Raw genomic sequence first — 18,925 nt, 5'->3', positions numbered from 1 at the left:
CGCCTGGTTCGGGCGGAGGTAGTCGCGGGGTCAACCGCATGACCCTCGGCGACCTGGCCCCCGCCGCCCTCGACGCCGCCCGCGCCATCCCCGCCGAAACCCCCGGCGTGTGCGTGGTCGCCGATCGGGCACGGCGCCTGGCACCGCGCCCAATCGGTCTACGTGCCTGAGCAGGCAGCCGAACAGGCTGCCCGCGACTACGCCGACCTTGCTCCGGACTGGGAGAGCCTCATCGGCTCCGTCCCGGACGTCCGCCCCGCCGTGTAGGCGAACCCCACTCCCCTGCGGCTCGGCGTGAGCCCTGATCGCGCCACGTCCCTACCCGACCCATGCCCGAAACCGCCTCTGGAGGCTCTCCCATGGCCGCTCGCGTCCATGTCCTTCGTCCTCGGCCCCGGTTCGTCGCCGTCCCGTCCCCGTCCCGGTCGTCCTCGGTGTCGTCCTGGGACGTGTGGCCGGTCGGCGTCGAGTGGGACGAATTCCGTTCCCTGCATGTGGCCCGCTGCCAGCAGTGCGCCGAGTCGCTCGCCTCCTCGTCCTCGTCCGAGGTGGACGACTGGGCCGACGCGCACCGCTGTGACCCGGAGCTGGCCACGCTGCTCGCCCTCGCCACCCGGCGGGCGGCATGACCCGGCGCCTCTTCGGGGCCGTGGCCGACTCCGGGCCGGTCGTCATCCTGGGGGTATCGCTGCGGCGGGGTCGTTCACCCACATCCGTGACACGGCCACCGACCACGGACAGCACGGGTGGATGGCCTGGGCCATCGCCGTGTGCATCGACCTCACGTGCGTGATGGCGGCTGGGGAACGCCAGCGCGACAAGCGCACCGGTCGGGAGACGGGACGGCTGTCCTGGCCGACGCTCGTCCTGGTCGGCGGAATCCTGCTCTCGCTCGCGGCGAACCTGGCGCAAGCGGATCAGTCGGTGTGGGGCTGGGTCACCACTGGCACTCCTGCCGGGGCGTTCCTGGTCGCGGTCTCCATGCTGGAACGCCGGAAGGACGCTCCGGCAGCGACGGAATCCACGGCTGTTCCGGAGCCTGCCGTCCTCGCAGGAATCCGCCCCGTCCTCCCCGTGGGTCGTCTGGGAGGACCGTCCCCGCACCCCTGACCCCGTCCAGGACGACCAGCCCCCGGCGGGCGCCACGGACGGCCAGACGGAGATCCCCGTCCCGATAGAGGAGTCCGCCGAGTCGGCTCCGGCGGCTCCGCTGGTCGCGTTCGTCCGCCGCGTCGCCTCTGAGCACGAGGGCCGGCACGGACGCCGGATCACCCGTGACGCGCTGCGCGCCCGGCTCGGGGTGTCCAACCAGCTCGCTTCCGACCTGCTCCGCCAGATCCGCGCCGAATCCGCACCCGTCGCCCGACCTCATGGAGGCACCCCACCATGACCGCCCACTCGATGCCCATCGTCCCCGGTGACCTGTTCTCGCGTCACCAGATCATCACCGGCCTGCGAGAGTTGGCCGACTTCCTAGAGGCCACCCCCGACGTCCAGGTCTGCGAGTACGGCGCGACCCTCCAGGTCTTCGCCCGCGAGGGCGACGACGCCAGCTCGGCCGCCCTGGTCGACCAGGTGGCCGCGCTCCTGGACGTGACCGTCGCCGATGACCGCGCCTCCGGTGCCCACTACGTCGCGACCTGGACCTTCGGCCGGGCCGCCTACCGCATCGTCCACATCCCCCAGCGCTGCCGGGAGGAGCACGAAGCACAGACCAGCTACTTCGACAACCTTCGCCTCGACAACGGCAGGCAGGCCGCCTGATGACCCCCCAGACCTCGACGCCATGGCGACTCCGCTGCTGGGTCTGCAACCACACCAACCACGGCCTCAACTGGGTGACCCTGCTCGCCCTCCGGGACGGCCCCGCCTGCTCGGCCTGCGGCTCGCACGAGGTGACCGCACAGGACTCCGCGACCGGAGCGGCCGTCACCTTCCCCTGCGCGGCCGTCTCGCTCGGCGAGTGGTGGCAGTGCTGCAACTGCGGCGGAACCGGCCTGGACTCCGGCGGCGACGCCTGCCCGCACTGCGAGGGCCTCGGCCACTGCCATCGCCGATGGCCCCGTAGAACCGATGACCGTGTCCGACGTATGGAGGGCTGCCTAATGGCGAACAAGGGTGGGCACCGCCGGTTCGGCAACATCCGCAAGCGTGACTCGGGGGGCGATACCAGGTCCGCTATCCAGGGCCAGACGGCCGCATGTGCACAGCACCCAAGACATATGCCAGCAAGACAGAAGCGGAACGCGCCCTGACGCTGATCGAAGCGGAGATCCTCACAGGGACGTGGACTGATCCTGAGCGGGCCAAGGTCAAGCTTGGCGTCAACGCCGAACTGTGGATCGAGCAGCGTCAGAGCTCCGGCCACGCACGCGAGAGCTGTACGCGTTGCTGCTGCGCAAGCACATCAGCCTCACCTGGGCGGTGTGAGCCTGAGCAACCTCAGTACGCCGATGATCCGGGAGAGGCTGACGACTCTCGCCAGCAGCGGCGTGGGGGCGACCTCGCGCGCCAAGGCGTACCGGCTGCTGCGGGCCGTGCTGATGACGGCGGGCGTGGAACACAAGCTTCTCCCCGCAACCCGTGCCAGGTGCGCGGGGCCGGCACCGAGCATGCCGAAGAGCGTCCGACACTCACCGTCGCCCAAGTCTTCGAGCTGACCGAACGGGTCGGCGTCCGCCCGGTCGGCAACTTCCACAAGTTGGACTCCGGTGACTACCGGCTGCGGTACCGCGTGAAGGGCGGAACCGTGCGGCGCTTCCCGCAGACGTTCGCCACCCGCGCGGAAGCGGAACGGGCTCTGTGGAAGATGGCGGAGGATGGGCACGCCGATGTCATCAGGGACGAGCGTCTGCGTGCGTTCATCCTGCTGGCGACCTTCGCCGTCTGCGCTGGGACGAGATCACCGCGCTTTGCCGCTGCGACCTGGACCTGACCGCGCGCACTGTTCGTGTCCGGCATGCCTACGTCGAGCAGGCCAACGGCCGCATGTTGCTCGGCCCGCCCAAGTCCAAGGCGGGAGTTCGGACGGTGACCATCCCGGCCGCGATCGTCCCCCACCTGACGGCGCACCTGAACAGGTACACCAAGCCCGAAGCGAACGCCTTGGTCTTCGCCGGGCTCAAGGGCGGGCCGCTGCGGCGTAGCGGCTTCAACAAGGTCACCAATTGGCGTCACCTGGTGGAGGCACTCGGGGTGCCGAACCTTCATTTCCATGACCTTCGACACACGGGCAACCAGCTCGCAGCCGACATGGGCGTCTCGACCAAGAACCTGATGGCTCGGATGGGCCACGACAACGAGCGGGCCGCGCTGCGCTACCAGCACAAGTCCGCGAAGGGTGATCGGATCATTGCCGATGGCCTCGATGAGCTGGTCCGTGCGGAGCAGGGCGAGGAAGGCGGCGGCCGGTTGGTGCCGGTGGCCTAACCTCGGGCTTTCACCGGGCGATGGGCCGGGAGTGACCGTTTAGATAAGAAAAGTGCCTCTGTGCTGGGAGGATAGGGCTTGTCGAAGGTCCTGTCCGTACCAGTCCAGAAGGCACTTTTCAGGTGAGCAAGCGTATCGGGTCATACCCGCGTGTGGGCGTCGATGGCTGTGGTCGCGGGGTGGTCTCGCAGGCCGGGGCCGTGCTGCTGGTGGAAACGGTCCGCAAGAGCGGGCTGGACGGCGCGCTTTCGGCGGCGTTGGCGCCTTGGCGCAGGCCGCGAGCCCGGCATGATCCGGGCAAGATCGTGATGGATATGGCGCTGGCGGTGGCGCTGGGCGGTGACTGCCTGGCCGATGTCGCGATGCTGCGTGCCGAGCCGGGGTTGTTCGGGCCGGTGGCCTCCGACCCGACGTTCTCCCGTCTGATCGATGTCCTGGCCGGTGGCGGTGAGCGGGCGCTGAGGGCGTTGCGCCGGGCTCGTGCCCAGGTGCGTGAACGGGTGTGGGCGCTGGCCGGTGACGCCGCCCCGGACACCGGCGGGCAGGTGATCGTGGATGTGGACGGGGTGCTGGTGATCGCGCATTCCGACAAGCAGGACGCCGCCCCGACCTGGAAGAAGACCTTCGGCCACCACCCGCTGATGGCGTTCGTCGATCACGGTCCCGGCGGATCGGGGGAGCCGGTGGCGGGGCTGCTGCGGCCCGGGAACGCCGGGTCCAACACCGCCGCCGATCACATCACCGCAGCGAAGCTGGCGCTGGCCCAGTTGCCCGCCCGTTATCGGCGTGGCCGCCGCACCCTGATCCGCACCGACACCGCCGGCGGCACCCACGGGTTCGTCGAGTGGCTGGCCGCGCGGGGCCGGTGGCTGGGCTACTCGGTCGGGATGACCATCACCGAGTCCATCCACGCCGCCGTCCTGCAGATCCCGGACCCGGCCTGGACCCCGGCCCTCGAGCCGGACGGCCGGATCCGCCACGGCGCCTGGGTGGCCGAGCTGAGCGGCCGGGTGCTGGCCGGCTGGCCGCCCGGGATGCGGCTGATCGTGCGCAAAGAACGCCCGCACCCCGGCGCCCAGCTGCGCCTCACCGACGCCGACGGCATGCGCCTGACCTGCTTCGCCACCAACACGCCCGGCACGCCGATCGCCGAACTGGAACTGCGGCACCGCCGCCGCGCCCGGGCCGAGGACCGCGTCCGCGCCGCCCGCGCCACCGGCCTGCGCAACCTCCCCCTGCACGACACCGCGCAGAACCAGATCTGGCTGGAGATCGTGCAACTCGCCCTCGACCTGCTCGCCTGGATGCCGATGCTCGCCCTTACCGGCCCCGCCCGCCGCTGGGAACCCCGCCGCCTGCGGCTGCGGCTGCTGCACACCGCCGGACGGCTGGTCACCACCGGACGCCGCCGCATCCTGCGCATCGCCCGGCACTGGCCCTGGACCACCCTGATCACTGACGCCCTCGCACGCCTCGCGGCACTACCCAACCCCGGCTGACCAGCACCAACCGTCCCCACAACCCAGGAAGGAGAACCAGGGGCCGTGGAACCCCGCCCACCCGGAGCGACATCCGGGCCACCGACCTGACCACCACCAGAAAACACAAACCGGTCAGGCCGCCACACGACCCAACCGGCGCTGTGAAAGATCGAGGCTAATGGCCCGTTAATGGCCCGGCGGCGGTGACGCCCAACAACGATCAAGGCCCAGTGTTCGGGATCATGTCCCGGACCTGGGCCTTCTGTGTGGAGCGGGTGACGGGAATCGAACCCGCGCTGTCAGCTTGGGAACCATCCCGATCTTCCTCGTTAACGGCGCTGACCTGGCGTTCGGCCGTACCGCGACTGACCGTGAATGCCCCTTGATCACCACCCTTAATGGCACGCTAATGGCACGCCGACCAAGCCCGTGGCCTGCGCGCTCGCCACGCGTACACGGGCGCTCCTCGCCCTGGAGCGCTCATCCGCGCGAACGGCGAGCCTGCTGACTGGCTGGGGGCCGCTCTGTTGAGCGGCTATCAGTCCGTCGTGCCGAAAACGTCCTTCACGGCTCGGAGTACCCTCCGTCGTTGCCATGTAGAAGCGCTGCGGAACTTCTGCGTAAACATATCCCATGTCTGCACATCCTGGGCGAAGGCGACCATGTCCGGGTCCGGCTCCGGCTCGTATCCAGCCACCTTCAACAGTTCGTAAGCTCCGAGGCCCGCTCCCCTGTAGTGACGGGCGAGCGCACGACCGAGCTTCTGCACGTCGCCGTAGGAAGGCTGCACTCCGCGTTTCCATTGACTGAGGCGCTGCTCTCGGATACCTGCCATCCGCTCTAGCTCAGCGTAGGTGAAGTGAAACTGAGAAAGACTCATCTGATCGTGGATGTACTCGACAACTGCCGGGCCGCTCATGGCGGCAACCTAGCCACATCCGATTGGTGATCACTTTAAGTGGCCGGAGTTGGCCTACCGGTGATGGCCACCTAAGAGCCGAGGTCGCAGACATCGTCTGATCCGTAGCAAGATCGACACCGTCCAGGCCCGTCCACACCCATCCCCTGACCTGGCCGCGCCCCTCTCGAACGTCCACCGCCGTCCGAGGTCATCCAGCGCCGTTGTTAGCACTCCCGTTAGCACGCCGACCGTACCGGAGGGTGCGCCCGCGCGAACGGCGAGACGGTGTGACAGACAGTCTCGCGCGGGCGTGCCCTCCGGCCCGCGGGGGGCTGGGGGTCGCGAGACCCCCGCTTCACGCTCGTCCAGCCGACACCCTTACTCCCTGACAACCGCACACGTCGTTGACACAAGCTCCGCCGGCACTCACACTGCTCAGCCAACACGGTTAGCAGCGGTTCGCCCCTTGTTCCAGCTTTCGACGACCATCTGGTAGCACTGACTCTCTCGGGACCCGGTACCACTGTTGTTGTAGCCCCCGTTCGAGGCTCGCGTCAGAGCTTCGGAGCGCCAGCGCGCAGCCAAGCCTCGCTTAAGCATCTTCTTCGCGAGTTCGGCGTCCTCAACGCCGTCGCCGTGGCGGCTGAGAAACATCGCCACGCCGCCCAGGATCACGCCGTCCCACGACTCTTTGTCCCTCCCCCAGGCTGCTTCGACCACCGTGAAGGTCCGGTCCAGGGTAGCTGCTCCATACTGTCTCGTGATGCGCAGCACCGCCGATACAGCACCCACGCTGTTGGTCGAACTCGACCCCAGACCGAGGCTATGGCTCTTTAGTACTTGGTCGACACTCACGCAGAGGGCGTCCCCGGCGGTCAGGCCCACTCTGTACTGGTCCAGCGTGCTGACCTTGGCAGATTCTCGGTTCTTGATGAGGAACAGAGTCGCTTCCTGCTGCTGGCTAAGTCCGTAGTGGATTTCCGCCTTGATCGTCCGAAGGCCTCTTAGCTTGCACGCCTCGGTCCGGTGCATGCCGTCAACGACGTATCGCTGGCCATCTGCACGTTCGGAGACCACGATCGACCCGAGGGCATCAATGATTAGACCATCAGCGATGCCCTTCGCGCGCTTCGAGTTGAGGCCACGCTGCGCGTCCTCATCGATCTTGAGTGAGTCGATCTCGATCTCGACCCCGTACTCAACGCGATGATCTGGGAGTTCGTACTGGAAACGAGCTTTGGCCATGGGGGTTAGACCTCCATATTCGAGGGTGGCGAGAGTCTAGAGTTCAGGGTGACGAGGATCGTGAGGCGGATCTAGAGGCGGAGGAACGCGCTTGAGGAACTCGGTGGCCACCTTCTCACTCGTAGTCGACACCGACCTGCGAGCATCCCCGTTCCGTTCCTCGCAGCGCAGCACCAGAGGAATCTGCTGCCCTCGATGGCGACTGGGCTCGCTATGCTGTTCGCCCTGGTCAGCCTTGGAATCAAACCACACTGCCAGGACAACAAGACCAAGCACCACGGCCCATGTCAGCAGGTTGTACTTCCACTCTGTAGCAAGGTTGACCGCTATAGCCACCCCCGCTGTAGCGAGCGCACCCCAAACCTTCCAGGGCTTGATCTTCATGTTTTGATGGCCTATCAGGGTGAGTTCCTGCACGGAAGGCCATCCTGTGTCCACGCTCAACACCCCTCAGGCCCGCACCCGGCACTCTACTCACGGGCTTGACCTGTGCACAACAAGAACCGCGCCAATCTCTTACCACAGACGCTAGCAAGCCATCGAAATTTTGACAATCAGTCCTGGTGAAACACGTGATCGATGTCGCGATCCTAGATTGACAACAAAGAGATAACTCCTCTCGATATTCGAGAAATATAATATGGTGATCAGTGGTTCGCGTGGCCGGTCGGTGCTGGCTCCGCAGTCCTGCAACGGGCATGACTCATGGGCAAGAGGAACAGATAGAGGCGACGTCGTGGGCTGTGCGGGATGCCCCTGTTCTCATGCCGATGTTTCGCATGGTGGCTGGGCGGCCGTGGCCGGGCTGCGAGACGGGACCGGACGGAACAGGCCGCATGCCCGGCTCGCAGAGCCGGGCGCGGCCGCCCGGCGACCCGCGCAGCGGGGCGCCTTTAAAGACGTACAGAAAGTTCTCATCGGGCAGGCTGCCGCCCTATCCTCTTGGTGCGTTCCTGCTGGTCAAGCCATCAACTTGCGGAGTGTTTCGCGGGTTTGGTCGGCAAGACTGGTGGCTGCGCCTAGGCGATTGTCGATGGTGTGGTGAACACCCGGCGGTGGTTCCTCGGTGTTCAGGGTGTTGGCGTACTCGTCCCAGTGGGACAGCTTCCAATGGTCGCGTGGGGCATCGCGGACCTCGATGTACTCGTGCATGGTGTCGATGTCGCTGTGCACCCAGACGGCGGCGACCTCGACGCCTCGGGCCTGGCATCGGTGGGTGAGGCGTGGCAACCAACCGGCGGTGCTCAACTCGGTGGTGAACGGCGCGGCGAGGATGATTGAGACGCCGTTGTCGGTGTTGGCGTAGGCGCTGTTCATCAGGACGCGGTACTCGTGGGGGCGTACCTCGGCGTTGTAGAGGTCGGTGTGGCGGTCGTGGGGGTTGGCGGCCATGGAGGCTAGGAGTCGTTCGGTCATGCGGCGGGTGAGTGCGTCCTTGTCCAGGAACGCCCATCCGGTGAGGCCCGAGAGGAAGCAGGCGAACTCGGTCTTGCCGGATCCGGCGTAGCCGCCGACCAGGACCAGGGAGGGGCCTCCGCCGGCGTTGGCCACGGCGCGGCCGTGCCATGCGTTGGCGATGCGGGACTTGAGGGCGTCGGCCTGGGGGAAGAACGCGGACAGGTCGAACGGGTGCCCGGTGGGCGCTGGCTCGGTACCGCGGGCGTGAGCGGCCATGCGTTCCAAGACGGCGAGCGGCACGTTGTGCGCCTGGGCGATGTAGGGCAACCAGTCGTCAGGGATGCGCTCGCCTCGTTCCCAGCGGGAGACCTCGTTACGGGTGAGCGTGACGGTCTCTGCCAGTTCGCACAGCAAGGCGGCTTGGGCGCGCTGGCTCCTGGTTCCGCGTAGGCGTGCGAGGTAGCGGCCGAATTCTCTGCGTCGCTCGGTCGTCATCTGCGGCAACCTCCCTCGTTCCAGTTTGGCCCCCTGCTGGCCCCCTGTCAGGCGCCTTTGGTGAACGAGTGCACGCGGGAAGTTGGATCGACCCCATTCCTGCGAACGGGTCCGGTCGTTAATGGCTGGATTCGTGCACGAACACGAGGTCTCCCATGACAGGAACATCAAGAAATGTCGAGGATCCGACCCTTGTCCGGCTTCGCGCGGACTTCCCTGGTCATCGCATCTGGCGCTCGATTCGCTATGACGGCCGACTCGGCGACTGGGTCGCGACCCTGCACGACCCTGCGGAGGGCGTCGATCCGACGGTTATCCGTGACGACGCTGAGGCGCTGCGCACGGCGCTCGAAGGGCAACGGGCCCAGGTCAAGAAGCGCTCTCGGACCCGGTGATGGATGGGGAGGGGCCGTCGATCCCATCACCGGACGGGGCCGCTTCGCAGGATGCGGCCCCGTGGGGGGATGAGAAGGCGGCGCGGTCGGTGGATATCTCCCCGGATGCATCGGCCGCGCCGTCCTTCGCCGATCGCTGGAAGCGGCGTTGGGCGTGTCGGCGGCTGGATCGACTCGCGCGAGAACTGCGGCGCCAAGGCTGGGCTACGGAACGAAGGTACGACCAGGACCCGCCACTACTGCACGTGTTCCCGAAAAGCGCTCCGGTGGTGGGTGACAGCATCTCGGTCATTCGAGGGCCTGGACTGTGGTGGTTCCAGTCGAGTACAGGCGCATGGCTGGGGCAGTGCACCCAACCATGGCGGGCCGCTGAATCCGTCACGGCACTGCTGGGAACGTGGGGTATCACCACGGGCGGTCGTGGGGGTGCGTCGTGACCGCTGATGCACGGTCGGATGCGTCGCCGGCGGCTCTCGCTGTCGAGGAACTGCGCGAGCAGTTTCCGGGGGTACCGCTGTGGTTCGGGCTGCACACCCGGATGTTCTGGGCGCTGGTCCGGGTGGCGGACTCCCCGCGGCTGGTGGAAGCGATCACGCCCCAGGAACTCGCCACGGCGATCAAGGCGCCATGGTGGCCGTGGCCGTCCCAGTGACCGGTCAGAGCTTGATGGCTTCGATGATGCGGCGGGCCGTGTCGGCTGGCTCTGCTTGGTCGGTGTGAACGACCAGGTCGAACGGCACCGCGCCTTTCTGGGATTCGCCTCGTCGTAGGTCTGCGTCGGTCTCGTCCCATGCTCGCAAGCGTGCGGGTGTGTCGACGTCGCCTCGTCGCTGGGAGCGTTCGGCGCAGACCTCGCGGGGTATCCAGAGGCATACGCTCGTCCAGTCCAGCGGGACGGCGGCGCGCAGCTCCGCCAGGTCGGCCAGGTTGCCGATGTGCACGACCGGAACGTGGCCCGTCTCGGTGAGTTCGTCGATGTCGTGGCGGTCGACGGCGTAGCGGTTGCCGTAGCGCTCGGTCTCGACGACCAGGCGCCCGGCCTGGCGGAGCCTCGCCAGGTCTTCGGCGGAGACCTGGCGGTAGCCCGTCGTACGGCCCGTTCCGGCCTTCAGCTTGGGCAACAGCGCGAACCGGTCATCCTGGCGGGCCAGTTCGGCGGTGACGGTGTCCTTGCCGCTGGTCGGCGGGCCGTACAGGATCACGCCTCGCTTGGTCACCCCAGGATCTTACGGATGGCGTCCCGCGTCTGGTCGGCGATGCTGATGGCTGCGCCCTGGCGGTTGTCGATGGTGAGGTGAACGCCCGGCGGGCTGGCCTCGGTGTTGATGCCCTGGATGTAGTCGTCCCAGTGGGTGAGCTTCCACTCATCGCGGGGAGCGTCGCGGAACTCGATGTACTCGCGCATGGAGTCGATGTCACAGCGGACCCAGATCGCGGCGACCTCTACGCCCTTGGCCCTGCACCGGTTGGTGAGGCGGTTCATCCAAGCTTCGTCGTTCAGTTCTGAGATGAACGGCGCCGCGAGGATCGTGGAAATGCCGCAATCGATGTTGTCGTTCGCGGTGTCCATCAGGCATTTGTACTCAAGCGGCCTGATCTCTTTGAGGTAGAGGTCGCTATGCCGGTCGTGGGCGTCGCCGCCCATGGCGGTCAAGAGGCGTTCGACGAGTCGCCTGGTCAGAGAGTCCTTGTCCAGGAACGCCCATCCCGATACATCGCCTAGGAATCGAGCGAACTCGGTCTTGCCCGATCCGGCGTAGCCGCCGACCAGGACCAGAACGGGCTTGTTGATCCCGTCCGACAGTGCTCGACCTCGCCACGCGTTGACCACGCGGTTCTTGAGGACCGTCCCGGCGGCGGCGTCCCGGTCCTGGGTGGCGTCGGTGACCTTGTCCAGTCCGCGAGAGATCGTGGTGGCGGCCTCTTCGGTCACGGCCGGGCTGGTGCCGGGCGTGGGGAGCGGCAGGACGGCGTCTAGGGCTACCTCCTCGCCGGGGAGGGGGAGGCGAAAGCCCAGGTCGGGCTCTGTGGACTGGTGCATCAAGCAGTACGCGCGCCGGTAGTGCGGCCCTGGGTAGACACTCCCGCTCTCGTGCCCCCACAGGGTTTGGAAGTTGGCCGCAACGCGGAGTTCTGCCCGGTCGGCGACCTGGCGCAACTTGTCGCCGGCGGCTTCCAAGCTCAAACCGTGCGCCTCGCGTCGCTCACGAAGCCTGCCGGGCTGCCAACCGGGACGCTGCTTGGTTGCGGTCATGCGTATCGGCCTTTCCGTTCACTGTAGATAATGCCGCGTTCTGCGGGCTTCGCGGTCTACATGGGAGGTGTGAAAGCGGATGTATAAACCGTTGTGAAAGCTTCTGATGATTGATAAGTGATGGGTTTCCTTCGCCTCCTGCGTTGAAATCTCAGTGTGCCGACAAACGAGAGAACGCAGCATGACAGGGGGCGGTTCTGAGTGACGGCGGAGGGTGAGCGGAGGCAGACCCCTGGGGAACTGCTGGCGCAGATTCTCGCGGAACTGGACGACCTCACTTGCCGGGTCGACGAGCTTGCGGTGGCTCTGCGAACACGCTCTCCTCAAGCCGGGCGACCCGTTCGCCCAGATCCCGGACGGCGCCCAGCACCTCGGCGAGCTGCTCCATGAGCGCGCCGTCTTCGGCGGGCGGGGCCGGCGACTCGACTGAGTCCCGGTCCTGGATGAACACGCCCTTGCCCTGCTGGCCGACGACCAAGCCTTCGGTGCGCAACACGCTGATGGCGGCCTTCACGACACCGGCGGACACGTCGTACTGCTCGCGAAGCTGCGCGGTCGACGGCAACGCGTCCCCCGGATTGAGTCGACCGTCGGCGACCTGTGCTCGCAGGTCATCGGCGATCTGGAGGTATCCGGGGCGTCCCGTCCTCTTGACCATCGTCCGCCTTCCCTCGTCGCTGCGGACTCCAGTTCAGCACAGTCCGACCGACCAAGAAAGCCAAGGCTGCCTTGACAGCTTGGCCGTCTATGCAGACTATGTTGTCTAAGTAGTTCACTCGACGTAGGAGGTTCCGCATGCGGAACATGCCCATCGACCTCGCGAACCTGGCGTTCGTGTGCGTCTCCCCGCCGCGTCCCAAGCTGGTGAACTAGGAGACCGGAGAAGTCAAGGTCGACAAGAACGGGGAGGCCGTCTATCAGGTCGGTCTGTCCTGCGCGAACGCTGAGGGTCGTGTCGACCTGCTCAACGTCGCGGTCACCGGAGACCCCGGTGTCTCGCTCGGCCAGGTCGTCACGCCGGTCGGCCTGGTCGGGTTCTTCTGGGAACAGACGATCAATGGTGAGCGGCGGTCGGGAGTCTCCTTCCGCGCTGAACGCGTGGTCCCGGTCGGCGGCGAGAGTGCGGCGGCTGCCTGATGGACGCGTCCACTGTGTACCTGGTGCTCGGGGTCCTGGCCGCTGCGGCGGCCGGGCTCTGGGCCTGGCACCGCTGGCACCCGCTGTCGTTCTGGTACGGCGTCGCCTTCCCGATCCGGGTCGTTCGGGTCTACCTGACATGGCGGTCGGTCGCCTCGGGCTGCAAGCTCACCCGGACCAAGCGCGCGTGGCGCGTCACCCTGGATGCGATTCCGGTGGTGGGGCCGGCGGCGCGGTCGGCGGCGACGGTGGTGGAGCAGAAGCGGCGGGTGCGGCGGGTCGATGTCGAGCAGGCTCCGCGGCTGGGCCTCATGCTCCCCACCCCCTACGGGTGGCGGCTGCGGATCAAGCTCCTCGACGGTCAGATCCCGGAGGACTACGCCAAGGTCGCCGAACGGTTCGCGCACTCCTGGCGGGTGCACGGGGTGCGGGTCCTGGAGCACAAGCCCGGCCGGATCACCCTGCTGGCCACCCGGCGCGACCCGCTCAAGCTCGTCACCGTGACCGCTGGCGGGGCTGGCGCGGGTGACCTGCTGGTCGTCCGTCCGGGCGTACTGGAGAACGGTGAGCCGTGGGTGATGGACTTCCGCACCGTGCCGCACTGGATGATCGTCGGTGCGACGCAGTCGGGTAAGTCGAACCTGGCGAACGCGATCATCCGAGCCTTGTCCCCTCAGCCGGTGGCGCTGATCGGGTTCGATCTCAAGGGCGGGGTGGAGTTCACGCCGTATGCTCCTCGGCTCTCGGCGCTGGCCACTACGCGCAAGGAATCGGTGGACCTGCTGGCTGAGCTGGTCGCCGAGGTGGAGTCCCGGATGGCGGTGTGCCGTGCGCAGGGTGCCCGCAACATCTGGAAGCTGGCGGAGTCGGCTCGGCCGGTCCCAATCGTCGCCCTGGTGGACGAGGTCGCAGAGCTGTTCCTGATGGGTGACAAGTCCGAGAAGGACGAGGTGGCCAAGACCGGTACGGCGCTGCTGCGGGTGGCCCAACTCGGCCGGGCGTTCGGGGTCTTCCTGATCATCTGCGGACAGCGCGTCGGCTCCGACCTCGGCCCCGGCGTGACCGCGCTGCGGGCGCAGTTGTCCGGGCGGGTCTGCCACCGGGTCAATGACCCCGAGACGGCGAACATGGCCCTGGGCGACCTCGACCCGGCGGCGCTGGAGGTCGCCCGGTCGATCGCGGCTGAGACTCCCGGCGTGGCGGTGGTCTCCGGTCAAGACGGCACCTGGCATCGCGCCCGTGCCGTGCACGTCAGCGAGGAAGAGGCCGAGCAAGCGGCCCGTGACTTCGCGCCCCTCGCCCCGTCCTGGGATGACCTGATCGGCGGTCCCCCGGCCATCGACGCCGCGTAACCCCTCCCCCTCCCCCTCCCTTTCCGGCTCGGTGCGGGCCCTGATCGCGCCACGTCCCTACCCCTGCCATGCCCGAAACCCGTCCTGGAGGTGTCCATGTCCGCGCGAGCGGCCTGCTTCCGTCCCCGTCCTGGGGCCGTCCCCGGCTCGTCCTGGGCGTCGTCCTCGCCCGTCCTGGCCGTTAAGGGCGCGCGGTGAGTCGGCGCGTGCTGGGTGCCGTGGCGGACACGGGGCCGGTGCTGGTCCTGGCCGCGATCGCGGCGGCCGGGTCCTTCACTCACATCCGCGATACCGCTGCCGAACACGGTCAGGGCGGTTGGATGGCCTGGGCCGTCGCGGTGTGCATCGACCTGACGTGCGTGATGGCGGCCCGCGAGCGTCAGCGGGACAAGCGCACCGGACGGGACACGGCGCGGCTGTCGTGGCCGACGCTCGTCCTGGTCGGCGGCATCCTGCTCAGCCTGGCCGCCAACCTGGCGCAAGCCGAACCGTCGGTGTGGGGCTGGCTGTCGGCGGCGACCCCGGCCGGTGCCTTCCTGGTCGCCGTCTCGATGCTGGAACGCCGCGCCTCCGGCTCGTCCGCGTCCCGTCCTGCGGTGCCGGCCGTCCCGTCCTCGGACGCGCTGACCGTCCCGCCGTCCTTCGGCCGTCCCAACGACTCGCCCTCGACCTCGACCGCGTTCCCGGTCCCGGCCGAGTCGCCGGTCCCCGTGGTCGAGGACGAGTCCCGCCCGGAACTCCCGGCCGTGCAGGACGAGCAAACCGAGATCCCCGTCCCCGCGGCCGAGTCGGCTCCTCGTCCGGCTGCTCCGCTCCTGGACTTCGCCCGCCGCGTGGCCGACGAGCGCAAGGCCCAGCACGGGCGCCCGATCACCCGTGACGCCCTCCGGGGCCGACTCGGCGTCTCCAACCAACTCGCCTCCGACCTCCTCCGCCAGCTCCGCACCGACACCCCCGCCTGACCACACCAACCCAGGAGATCACCATGACCGACCACGCCTTCGCCCCCGACGCCGACGAGACCGCCCACCGCAACCGCATCATCGACGGCCTGCTCGACCTGGCCGCCTTCCTGGAGGCCAACCCGGCTCTCCCGGTCCCCCGGTTCAACTGGACGCTGAGCATCCCTTCCGGCGTGAGCGTCAACAGGACCACCGACCTTCGCCAGCGCGCCGAGATCGACCGCATCGCCGAACTGCTCGGCGTCCCGGTCTGGGACGAGACCGCTGACGGCGGCCACTACATCACGCGCCGCCACTTCGGCCCGGTCACCTACGAAGCTGTCCATATCCCGGCCCGTCGCATGGCGCAGCACAGGGCGGCAGACAGCTACCACAGCAACATCACGGCCAGCTTCGAGGGTGAGGCGGCCTGATGATCAACGAGTACCTGGCGGTATGGCGGCTGCGGTGCCGCGCCTGCAACGTCACCACCACCGGCCTGAAATGGATGGTCCTGCTCGCCCTGCGGGGCGGGCCCACCTGCCCCGCCTGCGGCTCGCACGAGGTCACCGCGCAAGATCCCGCGACCGGAACGGCCATCGCCTTCCCGCGTCCGCTGGCACCGCCGGTCGAGTGGTGGCGCTGCTGCAGCTGCGGCGGGACCGGCGTCGACGCCTACGGCGATATGTGCCCCCACTGCGCGGGCCTCGGGCACTGCCCCTAACCCTGAGCGCCCCCGGCGTGGCCGCACGAGCCGCCAAGCACACGCGCCACGTCGGGGGCCATCCCCTCACCCGGACCGAACCGGTTAGGAGACCCCTCCATCGTGCCTCACCCTGTCATCACGCCGACCGACGCCCGGCTGATGGCGCGCATCATCGACCGACCCGACTTCGACCGCTGGGCCGCCCGTGCCCGCGCCACCGGCGGCTGCTCACAACCGGTCTTCCTCACCGGCACCGTCAAACACGTCCACACCGGCACCGGCGAACTCCTCCACCAGTACACGACCGACACCGAACCCGACGGCGCGCTCCCGGTGGCCTGCAAGACCCGGCGGGCCTCCCGCTGCCCCGCCTGCGCCGAGATCTACCGCGCCGACACCTACCAACTCATCCGCGCGGGCCTAGCCGGAGGCAAAGGCGTACCCGACACCGTGCCGGGACACCCCGCCGCGTTCGTCACCCTCACCGCGCCCTCGTTCGGGCCCGTCCACGCACGGCGGGAAAAGGCCGGCGGCCGGGTCGAGCGCTGCCACCCCCGCAGAAACGCCAAACCATGCCCCCATGGCATCGTCGCCTCCTGCGGCGCCCGGCACTCCGCCGATGACCCTCGGCTCGGTGAACCGCTCTGCCCCGACTGCTACGACCACGCCGGGTCGGTCCTGTTCAACGCCCTCGCTCCGGAGCTGTGGCGACGCTTCACGCTGGCGCTGCGCCGTTACCTCGCCAAGGCTGCGGGACTGACGCAGAAGGAGTTCCGCGAGACGCTGGCGGTCTCCTTCGCCAAGGTCGCCGAATACCAGCGGCGCGGCGTCGTCCACTTCCACGCCGTCATCCGCTTCGACGGCCCCACCGGACCGACCACACCCCCACCCGGCTGGGCAAACGTCCGGCTCTTGGACGACGCCGTCCGGCACGCTGCGGCCGCCGTCTCCGTCACCACCCCGGCCGCTCCTGGCACTCCGGCCCGGTCACTGGGCTCGGGCTCACAGGTGGACGTACGAGCTATCACGACCTCGGGCACCCTCACGCAACAGGCCGTAGCGGGCTACGTGGCCAAATACGCCACCAAGGCCGCTGAGTGCGTCGGCACGCTCGACCGGCGCCTTCGCCCCACTGACGACCTGGACGCGCTCGCGATCACGCCACACGCCCGGCGGCTCATGAACGAATGCCTCCGCCTGGGCGCCCTGGAAGAGTTCGCAGACCTCCGGCTCGCCCAGTGGGCTCACATGCTCGGCTTCCGCGGCCACTTCTCCACCAAATCCCGCCGCTACTCCACCACTCTCGGCGCGCTCCGGGCCGCGCGCATCGCCTACGTCCGCGAGCACCATCCCGGCTGGCAACCGCCGGACGACCAAGACTCCGCGCTGGTCGTCGCCCTCGGCGAATGGCGCTTCCACAGCCAGGGACTCACGCGCGGCGAAGCCCTCGTCACTGCCGCGCTCACCGGACGCCCCCTCCCTCCTCCCGCGACGACCGACAGGAGAGCCGCATGAGCAAAGCCAGGACTCAAGCGCCCTCGATCGATCTGAACGAACGGCTGCTGACGATCACTGAAGCCGCCGCCTTCCTCAACACCTCACCGCGCTTCCCTCGACGCCTCGTCGCCGAACGGCGCATCCAGTTCGTCCGCCTCGGCGAGCCGGGCAAGCGCGGACACATCCGCATCCCGGAGTTCGCGCTCCGCGAATACGTCTCGGCCGGACTGGTCGAGCCCATGACCGCTTCCGACATCTGGAGTGCTGCCTGATGGCCAATAAGGACGGACACCGGCGCTTCGGCAACATCCGCAAGCTGCCCTCGGGCCGGTACCAGGTGCGCTATCCGGGACCGGACGGGCGCATTCGTACCGCGCCCAAGACGTTCGCCACCAAGCGCGACGCGGACCGCTATCTGACGCTGATCGAGGGCCAGATGCTCAGCGGGGAATGGACGGATCCGGAGCGCGCCAAAGTCAGGCTCGGCGACTATGCCGCGAAGTGGATAGAGCAGCGTCAGAAGCTGCGGCCCCGCACTCGGGAACTGTATGTCTGGCTGCTCCGCAAGCACATCGCCCCGCACCTCGGCGGGGTCGCCCTCGGCCAGCTCAGCACACCGATGATCCGGGATTGGCTGTCGGCGCTGGCCGATGCCGGGGTCTCGGCGACTTCGCGCGCCAAGGCGTACCGGCTGCTCCGGGCCGTGCTCATGACGGCCGTGGATGAAGACAAGATTCTCACTCGGAACCCGTGTCGCGTGCGCGGGGCCGGCACTGAGGACGCTCCCGAACGACCGACCCTGACGGTTGTCCAGGTCTTCGAGCTGGCGGAACGGGTCGGCGTGCGGCCGGTCGGCAACATCCGCAAGCTGGACTCAGGTGAGTACCGGCTGCGCTACCAGATCAAAGACGGGGTCATGCGACGGTTCCCGCAAACCTTCGCGACCCGTCTGGAAGCTGAGCGAGTCCTCTGGAAGCTGGCAGAGGAGGGGCGCGCGGACGTGGTCCAGGACGACCGGCTTCGGGCCTTCATCCTGCTCGCCGCGTTCGCAAGTCTCCGGTGGGGCGAGGTGACCGCGCTGCGGCGGTGCGACATCGACACCGTGAACCGGACCGTTCGGGTACGTGCGGCCTACGTCGAGCGGGCCAACGGAGAGATGATCCTCGGCCCCACCAAGTCGCGGGCGGGGATGCGTACGGTCTCCATCCCGGCTTCGATCGTCCCTCACCTGGTCGCCCACATGAACAAGTACGTCCGGCCGGGCACCGATGCGCTCGTGTTCACGGGGATCAAGGGCGGGCCACTGCGGCGTAGCGGCTTCAACAAGCTCACGCGCTGGAGCCACGTGGCGAGCGCGTTGGGCGTGCCGAATCTGCACTTCCACGACCTTCGCCACACTGGCAACACCTTGGCCGCGGACATGGGCGTCTCGCTCAAGAACCTGATGGCACGGATGGGCCATGACAACGAGCGGGCGGCTCTCCGGTATCAGCACCGGTCAGCCAAGGGGGATCGTGCCATCGCGGACGGGCTTGACGCACTGGTCCAAGCTGAGCGGGGCCAGGACGACGACGGCGCGGCGGGTGCTCTGGTGCCGGTGGCCTAATGGCACGCTAATGGCACGAGTGCCCGCGTACGCGAAAACGATCAAGGCCCAGTGTTCGGGATCATGTCCCGGACCTGGGCCTTCGTGG

The 18,925-nt window shown here is 68.1% G+C and carries 23 protein-coding genes and 2 pseudogenes; 17 read left to right on the top strand and 8 right to left on the bottom strand.

All coding sequences use genetic code 11. The annotated features are described in order from the left end of the window. Window positions 1-359 precede the first annotated feature (359 nt). From ACZ466_RS23065 to ACZ466_RS23050, 4 genes and pseudogenes are all read left to right on the top strand, one after another. Window positions 360-629, top strand: a complete 270-nt coding sequence (locus ACZ466_RS23065; protein ID WP_378291225.1) for a hypothetical protein — start codon at window positions 360-362, stop codon at window positions 627-629. After that, complete coding sequence (locus ACZ466_RS23060) at window positions 577-1,110, top strand: DUF2637 domain-containing protein (RefSeq protein WP_378291227.1); 534 nt, start codon at window positions 577-579, stop codon at window positions 1,108-1,110. The genes ACZ466_RS23065 and ACZ466_RS23060 overlap by 53 nt, the downstream gene beginning before the upstream one ends. Before the next feature lie 276 nt (window positions 1,111-1,386). Then, window positions 1,387-1,764 carry a hypothetical protein gene (locus ACZ466_RS23055; protein ID WP_378291229.1) on the top strand — a complete coding sequence of 126 codons (378 nt, stop codon included), beginning with the start codon at window positions 1,387-1,389 and terminating at the stop codon, window positions 1,762-1,764. A gap of 409 nt (window positions 1,765-2,173) precedes the next feature. Next, window positions 2,174-2,263, top strand: a pseudogene (locus tag ACZ466_RS23050) (hypothetical protein); the annotation flags it as partial. Window positions 2,264-2,413: 150 nt separating this feature from the next. On the opposite strand, the gene ACZ466_RS23045 reads toward ACZ466_RS23050, so the two are convergent. Continuing rightward, on the bottom strand, window positions 2,414-2,698 hold the full coding sequence (locus ACZ466_RS23045; protein WP_378291231.1) for a hypothetical protein: 285 nt from the start codon (window positions 2,696-2,698) through the stop codon (window positions 2,414-2,416). On the opposite strand from ACZ466_RS23045, the gene ACZ466_RS23040 reads away from it, so the two are divergent. The 3 genes from ACZ466_RS23040 (at window position 2,591) to ACZ466_RS23030 (ending at window position 4,928) form a co-directional block, all read left to right on the top strand. Further along, window positions 2,591-2,935 (top strand): hypothetical protein, encoded by a 345-nt coding sequence (locus ACZ466_RS23040; protein WP_378291235.1) that lies wholly within the window; start codon window positions 2,591-2,593, stop codon window positions 2,933-2,935. The genes ACZ466_RS23045 and ACZ466_RS23040 overlap by 108 nt on opposite strands. Further along, window positions 2,887-3,429 carry a site-specific integrase gene (locus ACZ466_RS23035; protein WP_464044020.1) on the top strand — a complete coding sequence of 181 codons (543 nt, stop codon included), beginning with the start codon at window positions 2,887-2,889 and terminating at the stop codon, window positions 3,427-3,429. The genes ACZ466_RS23040 and ACZ466_RS23035 overlap by 49 nt, the downstream gene beginning before the upstream one ends. Window positions 3,430-3,551: 122 nt before the next feature. Beyond that, window positions 3,552-4,928, top strand: coding sequence for an IS1380 family transposase (locus tag ACZ466_RS23030; RefSeq protein ID WP_378293550.1), 1,377 nt, complete (start codon window positions 3,552-3,554; stop codon window positions 4,926-4,928). Window positions 4,929-5,448: 520 nt separating this feature from the next. On the opposite strand, the gene ACZ466_RS23025 is transcribed toward ACZ466_RS23030, so the two are convergent. The 4 genes from ACZ466_RS23025 to ACZ466_RS23010 all read right to left on the bottom strand — a co-directional run bounded on the left by ACZ466_RS23025 (window position 5,449) and on the right by ACZ466_RS23010 (window position 8,949). Then, window positions 5,449-5,829: a helix-turn-helix domain-containing protein gene (locus ACZ466_RS23025; protein ID WP_378293481.1), complete on the bottom strand. Its 381-nt coding sequence runs from the start codon at window positions 5,827-5,829 to the stop codon at window positions 5,449-5,451. 417 nt (window positions 5,830-6,246) lie between these two features. Continuing rightward, complete coding sequence (locus ACZ466_RS23020) at window positions 6,247-7,056, bottom strand: DUF6551 family protein (RefSeq protein WP_378293479.1); 810 nt, start codon at window positions 7,054-7,056, stop codon at window positions 6,247-6,249. Window positions 7,057-7,092: 36 nt separating this feature from the next. Further along, on the bottom strand, window positions 7,093-7,473 hold the full coding sequence (locus ACZ466_RS23015; RefSeq protein ID WP_378293477.1) for a hypothetical protein: 381 nt from the start codon (window positions 7,471-7,473) through the stop codon (window positions 7,093-7,095). Window positions 7,474-8,016: 543 nt separating this feature from the next. Continuing rightward, a complete protein-coding gene (locus tag ACZ466_RS23010) occupies window positions 8,017-8,949 on the bottom strand; it encodes an AAA family ATPase (protein ID WP_378293483.1) in 933 nt (310 codons plus the stop codon). 155 nt (window positions 8,950-9,104) lie between these two features. Here ACZ466_RS23010 and ACZ466_RS23005 point away from each other — a divergent pair, with 155 nt between their 5' ends. Together ACZ466_RS23005 and ACZ466_RS23000 are read left to right on the top strand one after the other, a co-directional pair. Further along, window positions 9,105-9,344 (top strand): hypothetical protein, encoded by a 240-nt coding sequence (locus ACZ466_RS23005; protein ID WP_378293608.1) that lies wholly within the window; start codon window positions 9,105-9,107, stop codon window positions 9,342-9,344. Between the two features lie 433 nt (window positions 9,345-9,777). Continuing rightward, window positions 9,778-9,996 (top strand): hypothetical protein, encoded by a 219-nt coding sequence (locus tag ACZ466_RS23000; protein WP_378293606.1) that lies wholly within the window; start codon window positions 9,778-9,780, stop codon window positions 9,994-9,996. Window positions 9,997-10,000: 4 nt separating this feature from the next. Here ACZ466_RS23000 and ACZ466_RS22995 read toward each other — a convergent pair whose 3' ends face one another. The 3 genes from ACZ466_RS22995 to ACZ466_RS22985 form a co-directional block, all read right to left on the bottom strand. Further along, window positions 10,001-10,561: an ATP-binding protein gene (locus ACZ466_RS22995; RefSeq protein ID WP_464043934.1), complete on the bottom strand. Its 561-nt coding sequence runs from the start codon at window positions 10,559-10,561 to the stop codon at window positions 10,001-10,003. Beyond that, entirely contained in the window at window positions 10,558-11,523 is a 966-nt protein-coding gene (locus ACZ466_RS22990; RefSeq protein ID WP_378293544.1) for a P-loop nucleotide/nucleoside kinase family protein, read from the bottom strand. Before ACZ466_RS22990 ends, ACZ466_RS22995 begins: the two co-directional genes overlap by 4 nt. Before the next feature lie 349 nt (window positions 11,524-11,872). Further along, complete coding sequence (locus ACZ466_RS22985; RefSeq protein WP_464043933.1) at window positions 11,873-12,256, bottom strand: winged helix-turn-helix domain-containing protein; 384 nt, start codon at window positions 12,254-12,256, stop codon at window positions 11,873-11,875. A gap of 227 nt (window positions 12,257-12,483) precedes the next feature. Here ACZ466_RS22985 and ACZ466_RS22980 point away from each other — a divergent pair. The 8 genes and pseudogenes from ACZ466_RS22980 to ACZ466_RS22945 form a co-directional block, all read left to right on the top strand. Then, window positions 12,484-12,735: pseudogene (locus ACZ466_RS22980) on the top strand (SCO3933 family regulatory protein); the annotation flags it as partial. Beyond that, a complete protein-coding gene (locus ACZ466_RS22975) occupies window positions 12,735-14,087 on the top strand; it encodes an FtsK/SpoIIIE domain-containing protein (protein ID WP_378293088.1) in 1,353 nt (450 codons plus the stop codon). The pseudogene ACZ466_RS22980 and the gene ACZ466_RS22975, both read left to right, overlap by 1 nt. A 206-nt stretch (window positions 14,088-14,293) precedes the next feature. Continuing rightward, entirely contained in the window at window positions 14,294-15,049 is a 756-nt protein-coding gene (locus tag ACZ466_RS22970; protein ID WP_378293090.1) for a DUF2637 domain-containing protein, read from the top strand. A 23-nt stretch (window positions 15,050-15,072) separates the two neighbouring features. Beyond that, window positions 15,073-15,462, top strand: a complete 390-nt coding sequence (locus ACZ466_RS22965) for a hypothetical protein (RefSeq protein WP_378293092.1) — start codon at window positions 15,073-15,075, stop codon at window positions 15,460-15,462. Beyond that, a complete protein-coding gene (locus ACZ466_RS22960) occupies window positions 15,462-15,752 on the top strand; it encodes a hypothetical protein (protein ID WP_378293094.1) in 291 nt (96 codons plus the stop codon). Before ACZ466_RS22965 ends, ACZ466_RS22960 begins: the two co-directional genes overlap by 1 nt. A 102-nt stretch (window positions 15,753-15,854) precedes the next feature. After that, window positions 15,855-17,249 (top strand): replication initiator, encoded by a 1,395-nt coding sequence (locus tag ACZ466_RS22955; protein WP_378293096.1) that lies wholly within the window; start codon window positions 15,855-15,857, stop codon window positions 17,247-17,249. Continuing rightward, complete coding sequence (locus ACZ466_RS22950) at window positions 17,246-17,503, top strand: excisionase family DNA-binding protein (RefSeq protein WP_378293098.1); 258 nt, start codon at window positions 17,246-17,248, stop codon at window positions 17,501-17,503. Before ACZ466_RS22955 ends, ACZ466_RS22950 begins: the two co-directional genes overlap by 4 nt. Beyond that, a complete protein-coding gene (locus ACZ466_RS22945) occupies window positions 17,503-18,837 on the top strand; it encodes a tyrosine-type recombinase/integrase (protein ID WP_378293100.1) in 1,335 nt (444 codons plus the stop codon). Before ACZ466_RS22950 ends, ACZ466_RS22945 begins: the two co-directional genes overlap by 1 nt. Window positions 18,838-18,925: the final 88 nt, after the last annotated feature.

The organism is Actinomadura rugatobispora, from assembly GCF_055379765.1.
This window is presented reverse-complemented; position numbering and strand designations above follow the sequence as displayed.

What these genes read in the sequence shown, in the direction of transcription:
- ACZ466_RS22950 (WP_378293098.1), top strand. Translation starts at nt 17,246, where the DNA reads ATGAGCAAAGCCAGGACTCAAGCGCCCTCGATCGATCTGAACGAACGG.
- ACZ466_RS23025 (WP_378293481.1), bottom strand. Translation starts at nt 5,829, where the DNA reads ATGAGCGGCCCGGCAGTTGTCGAGTACATCCACGATCAGATGAGTCTT.
- ACZ466_RS22960 (WP_378293094.1), top strand. Translation starts at nt 15,462, where the DNA reads ATGATCAACGAGTACCTGGCGGTATGGCGGCTGCGGTGCCGCGCCTGC.
- ACZ466_RS22945 (WP_378293100.1), top strand. Translation starts at nt 17,503, where the DNA reads ATGGCCAATAAGGACGGACACCGGCGCTTCGGCAACATCCGCAAGCTG.
- ACZ466_RS23055 (WP_378291229.1), top strand. Translation starts at nt 1,387, where the DNA reads ATGACCGCCCACTCGATGCCCATCGTCCCCGGTGACCTGTTCTCGCGT.
- ACZ466_RS22965 (WP_378293092.1), top strand. Translation starts at nt 15,073, where the DNA reads ATGACCGACCACGCCTTCGCCCCCGACGCCGACGAGACCGCCCACCGC.
- ACZ466_RS22985 (WP_464043933.1), bottom strand. Translation starts at nt 12,256, where the DNA reads ATGGTCAAGAGGACGGGACGCCCCGGATACCTCCAGATCGCCGATGAC.
- ACZ466_RS23010 (WP_378293483.1), bottom strand. Translation starts at nt 8,949, where the DNA reads ATGACGACCGAGCGACGCAGAGAATTCGGCCGCTACCTCGCACGCCTA.
- ACZ466_RS23020 (WP_378293479.1), bottom strand. Translation starts at nt 7,056, where the DNA reads ATGGCCAAAGCTCGTTTCCAGTACGAACTCCCAGATCATCGCGTTGAG.
- ACZ466_RS23005 (WP_378293608.1), top strand. Translation starts at nt 9,105, where the DNA reads ATGACAGGAACATCAAGAAATGTCGAGGATCCGACCCTTGTCCGGCTT.
- ACZ466_RS23065 (WP_378291225.1), top strand. Translation starts at nt 360, where the DNA reads ATGGCCGCTCGCGTCCATGTCCTTCGTCCTCGGCCCCGGTTCGTCGCC.
- ACZ466_RS22975 (WP_378293088.1), top strand. Translation starts at nt 12,735, where the DNA reads ATGGACGCGTCCACTGTGTACCTGGTGCTCGGGGTCCTGGCCGCTGCG.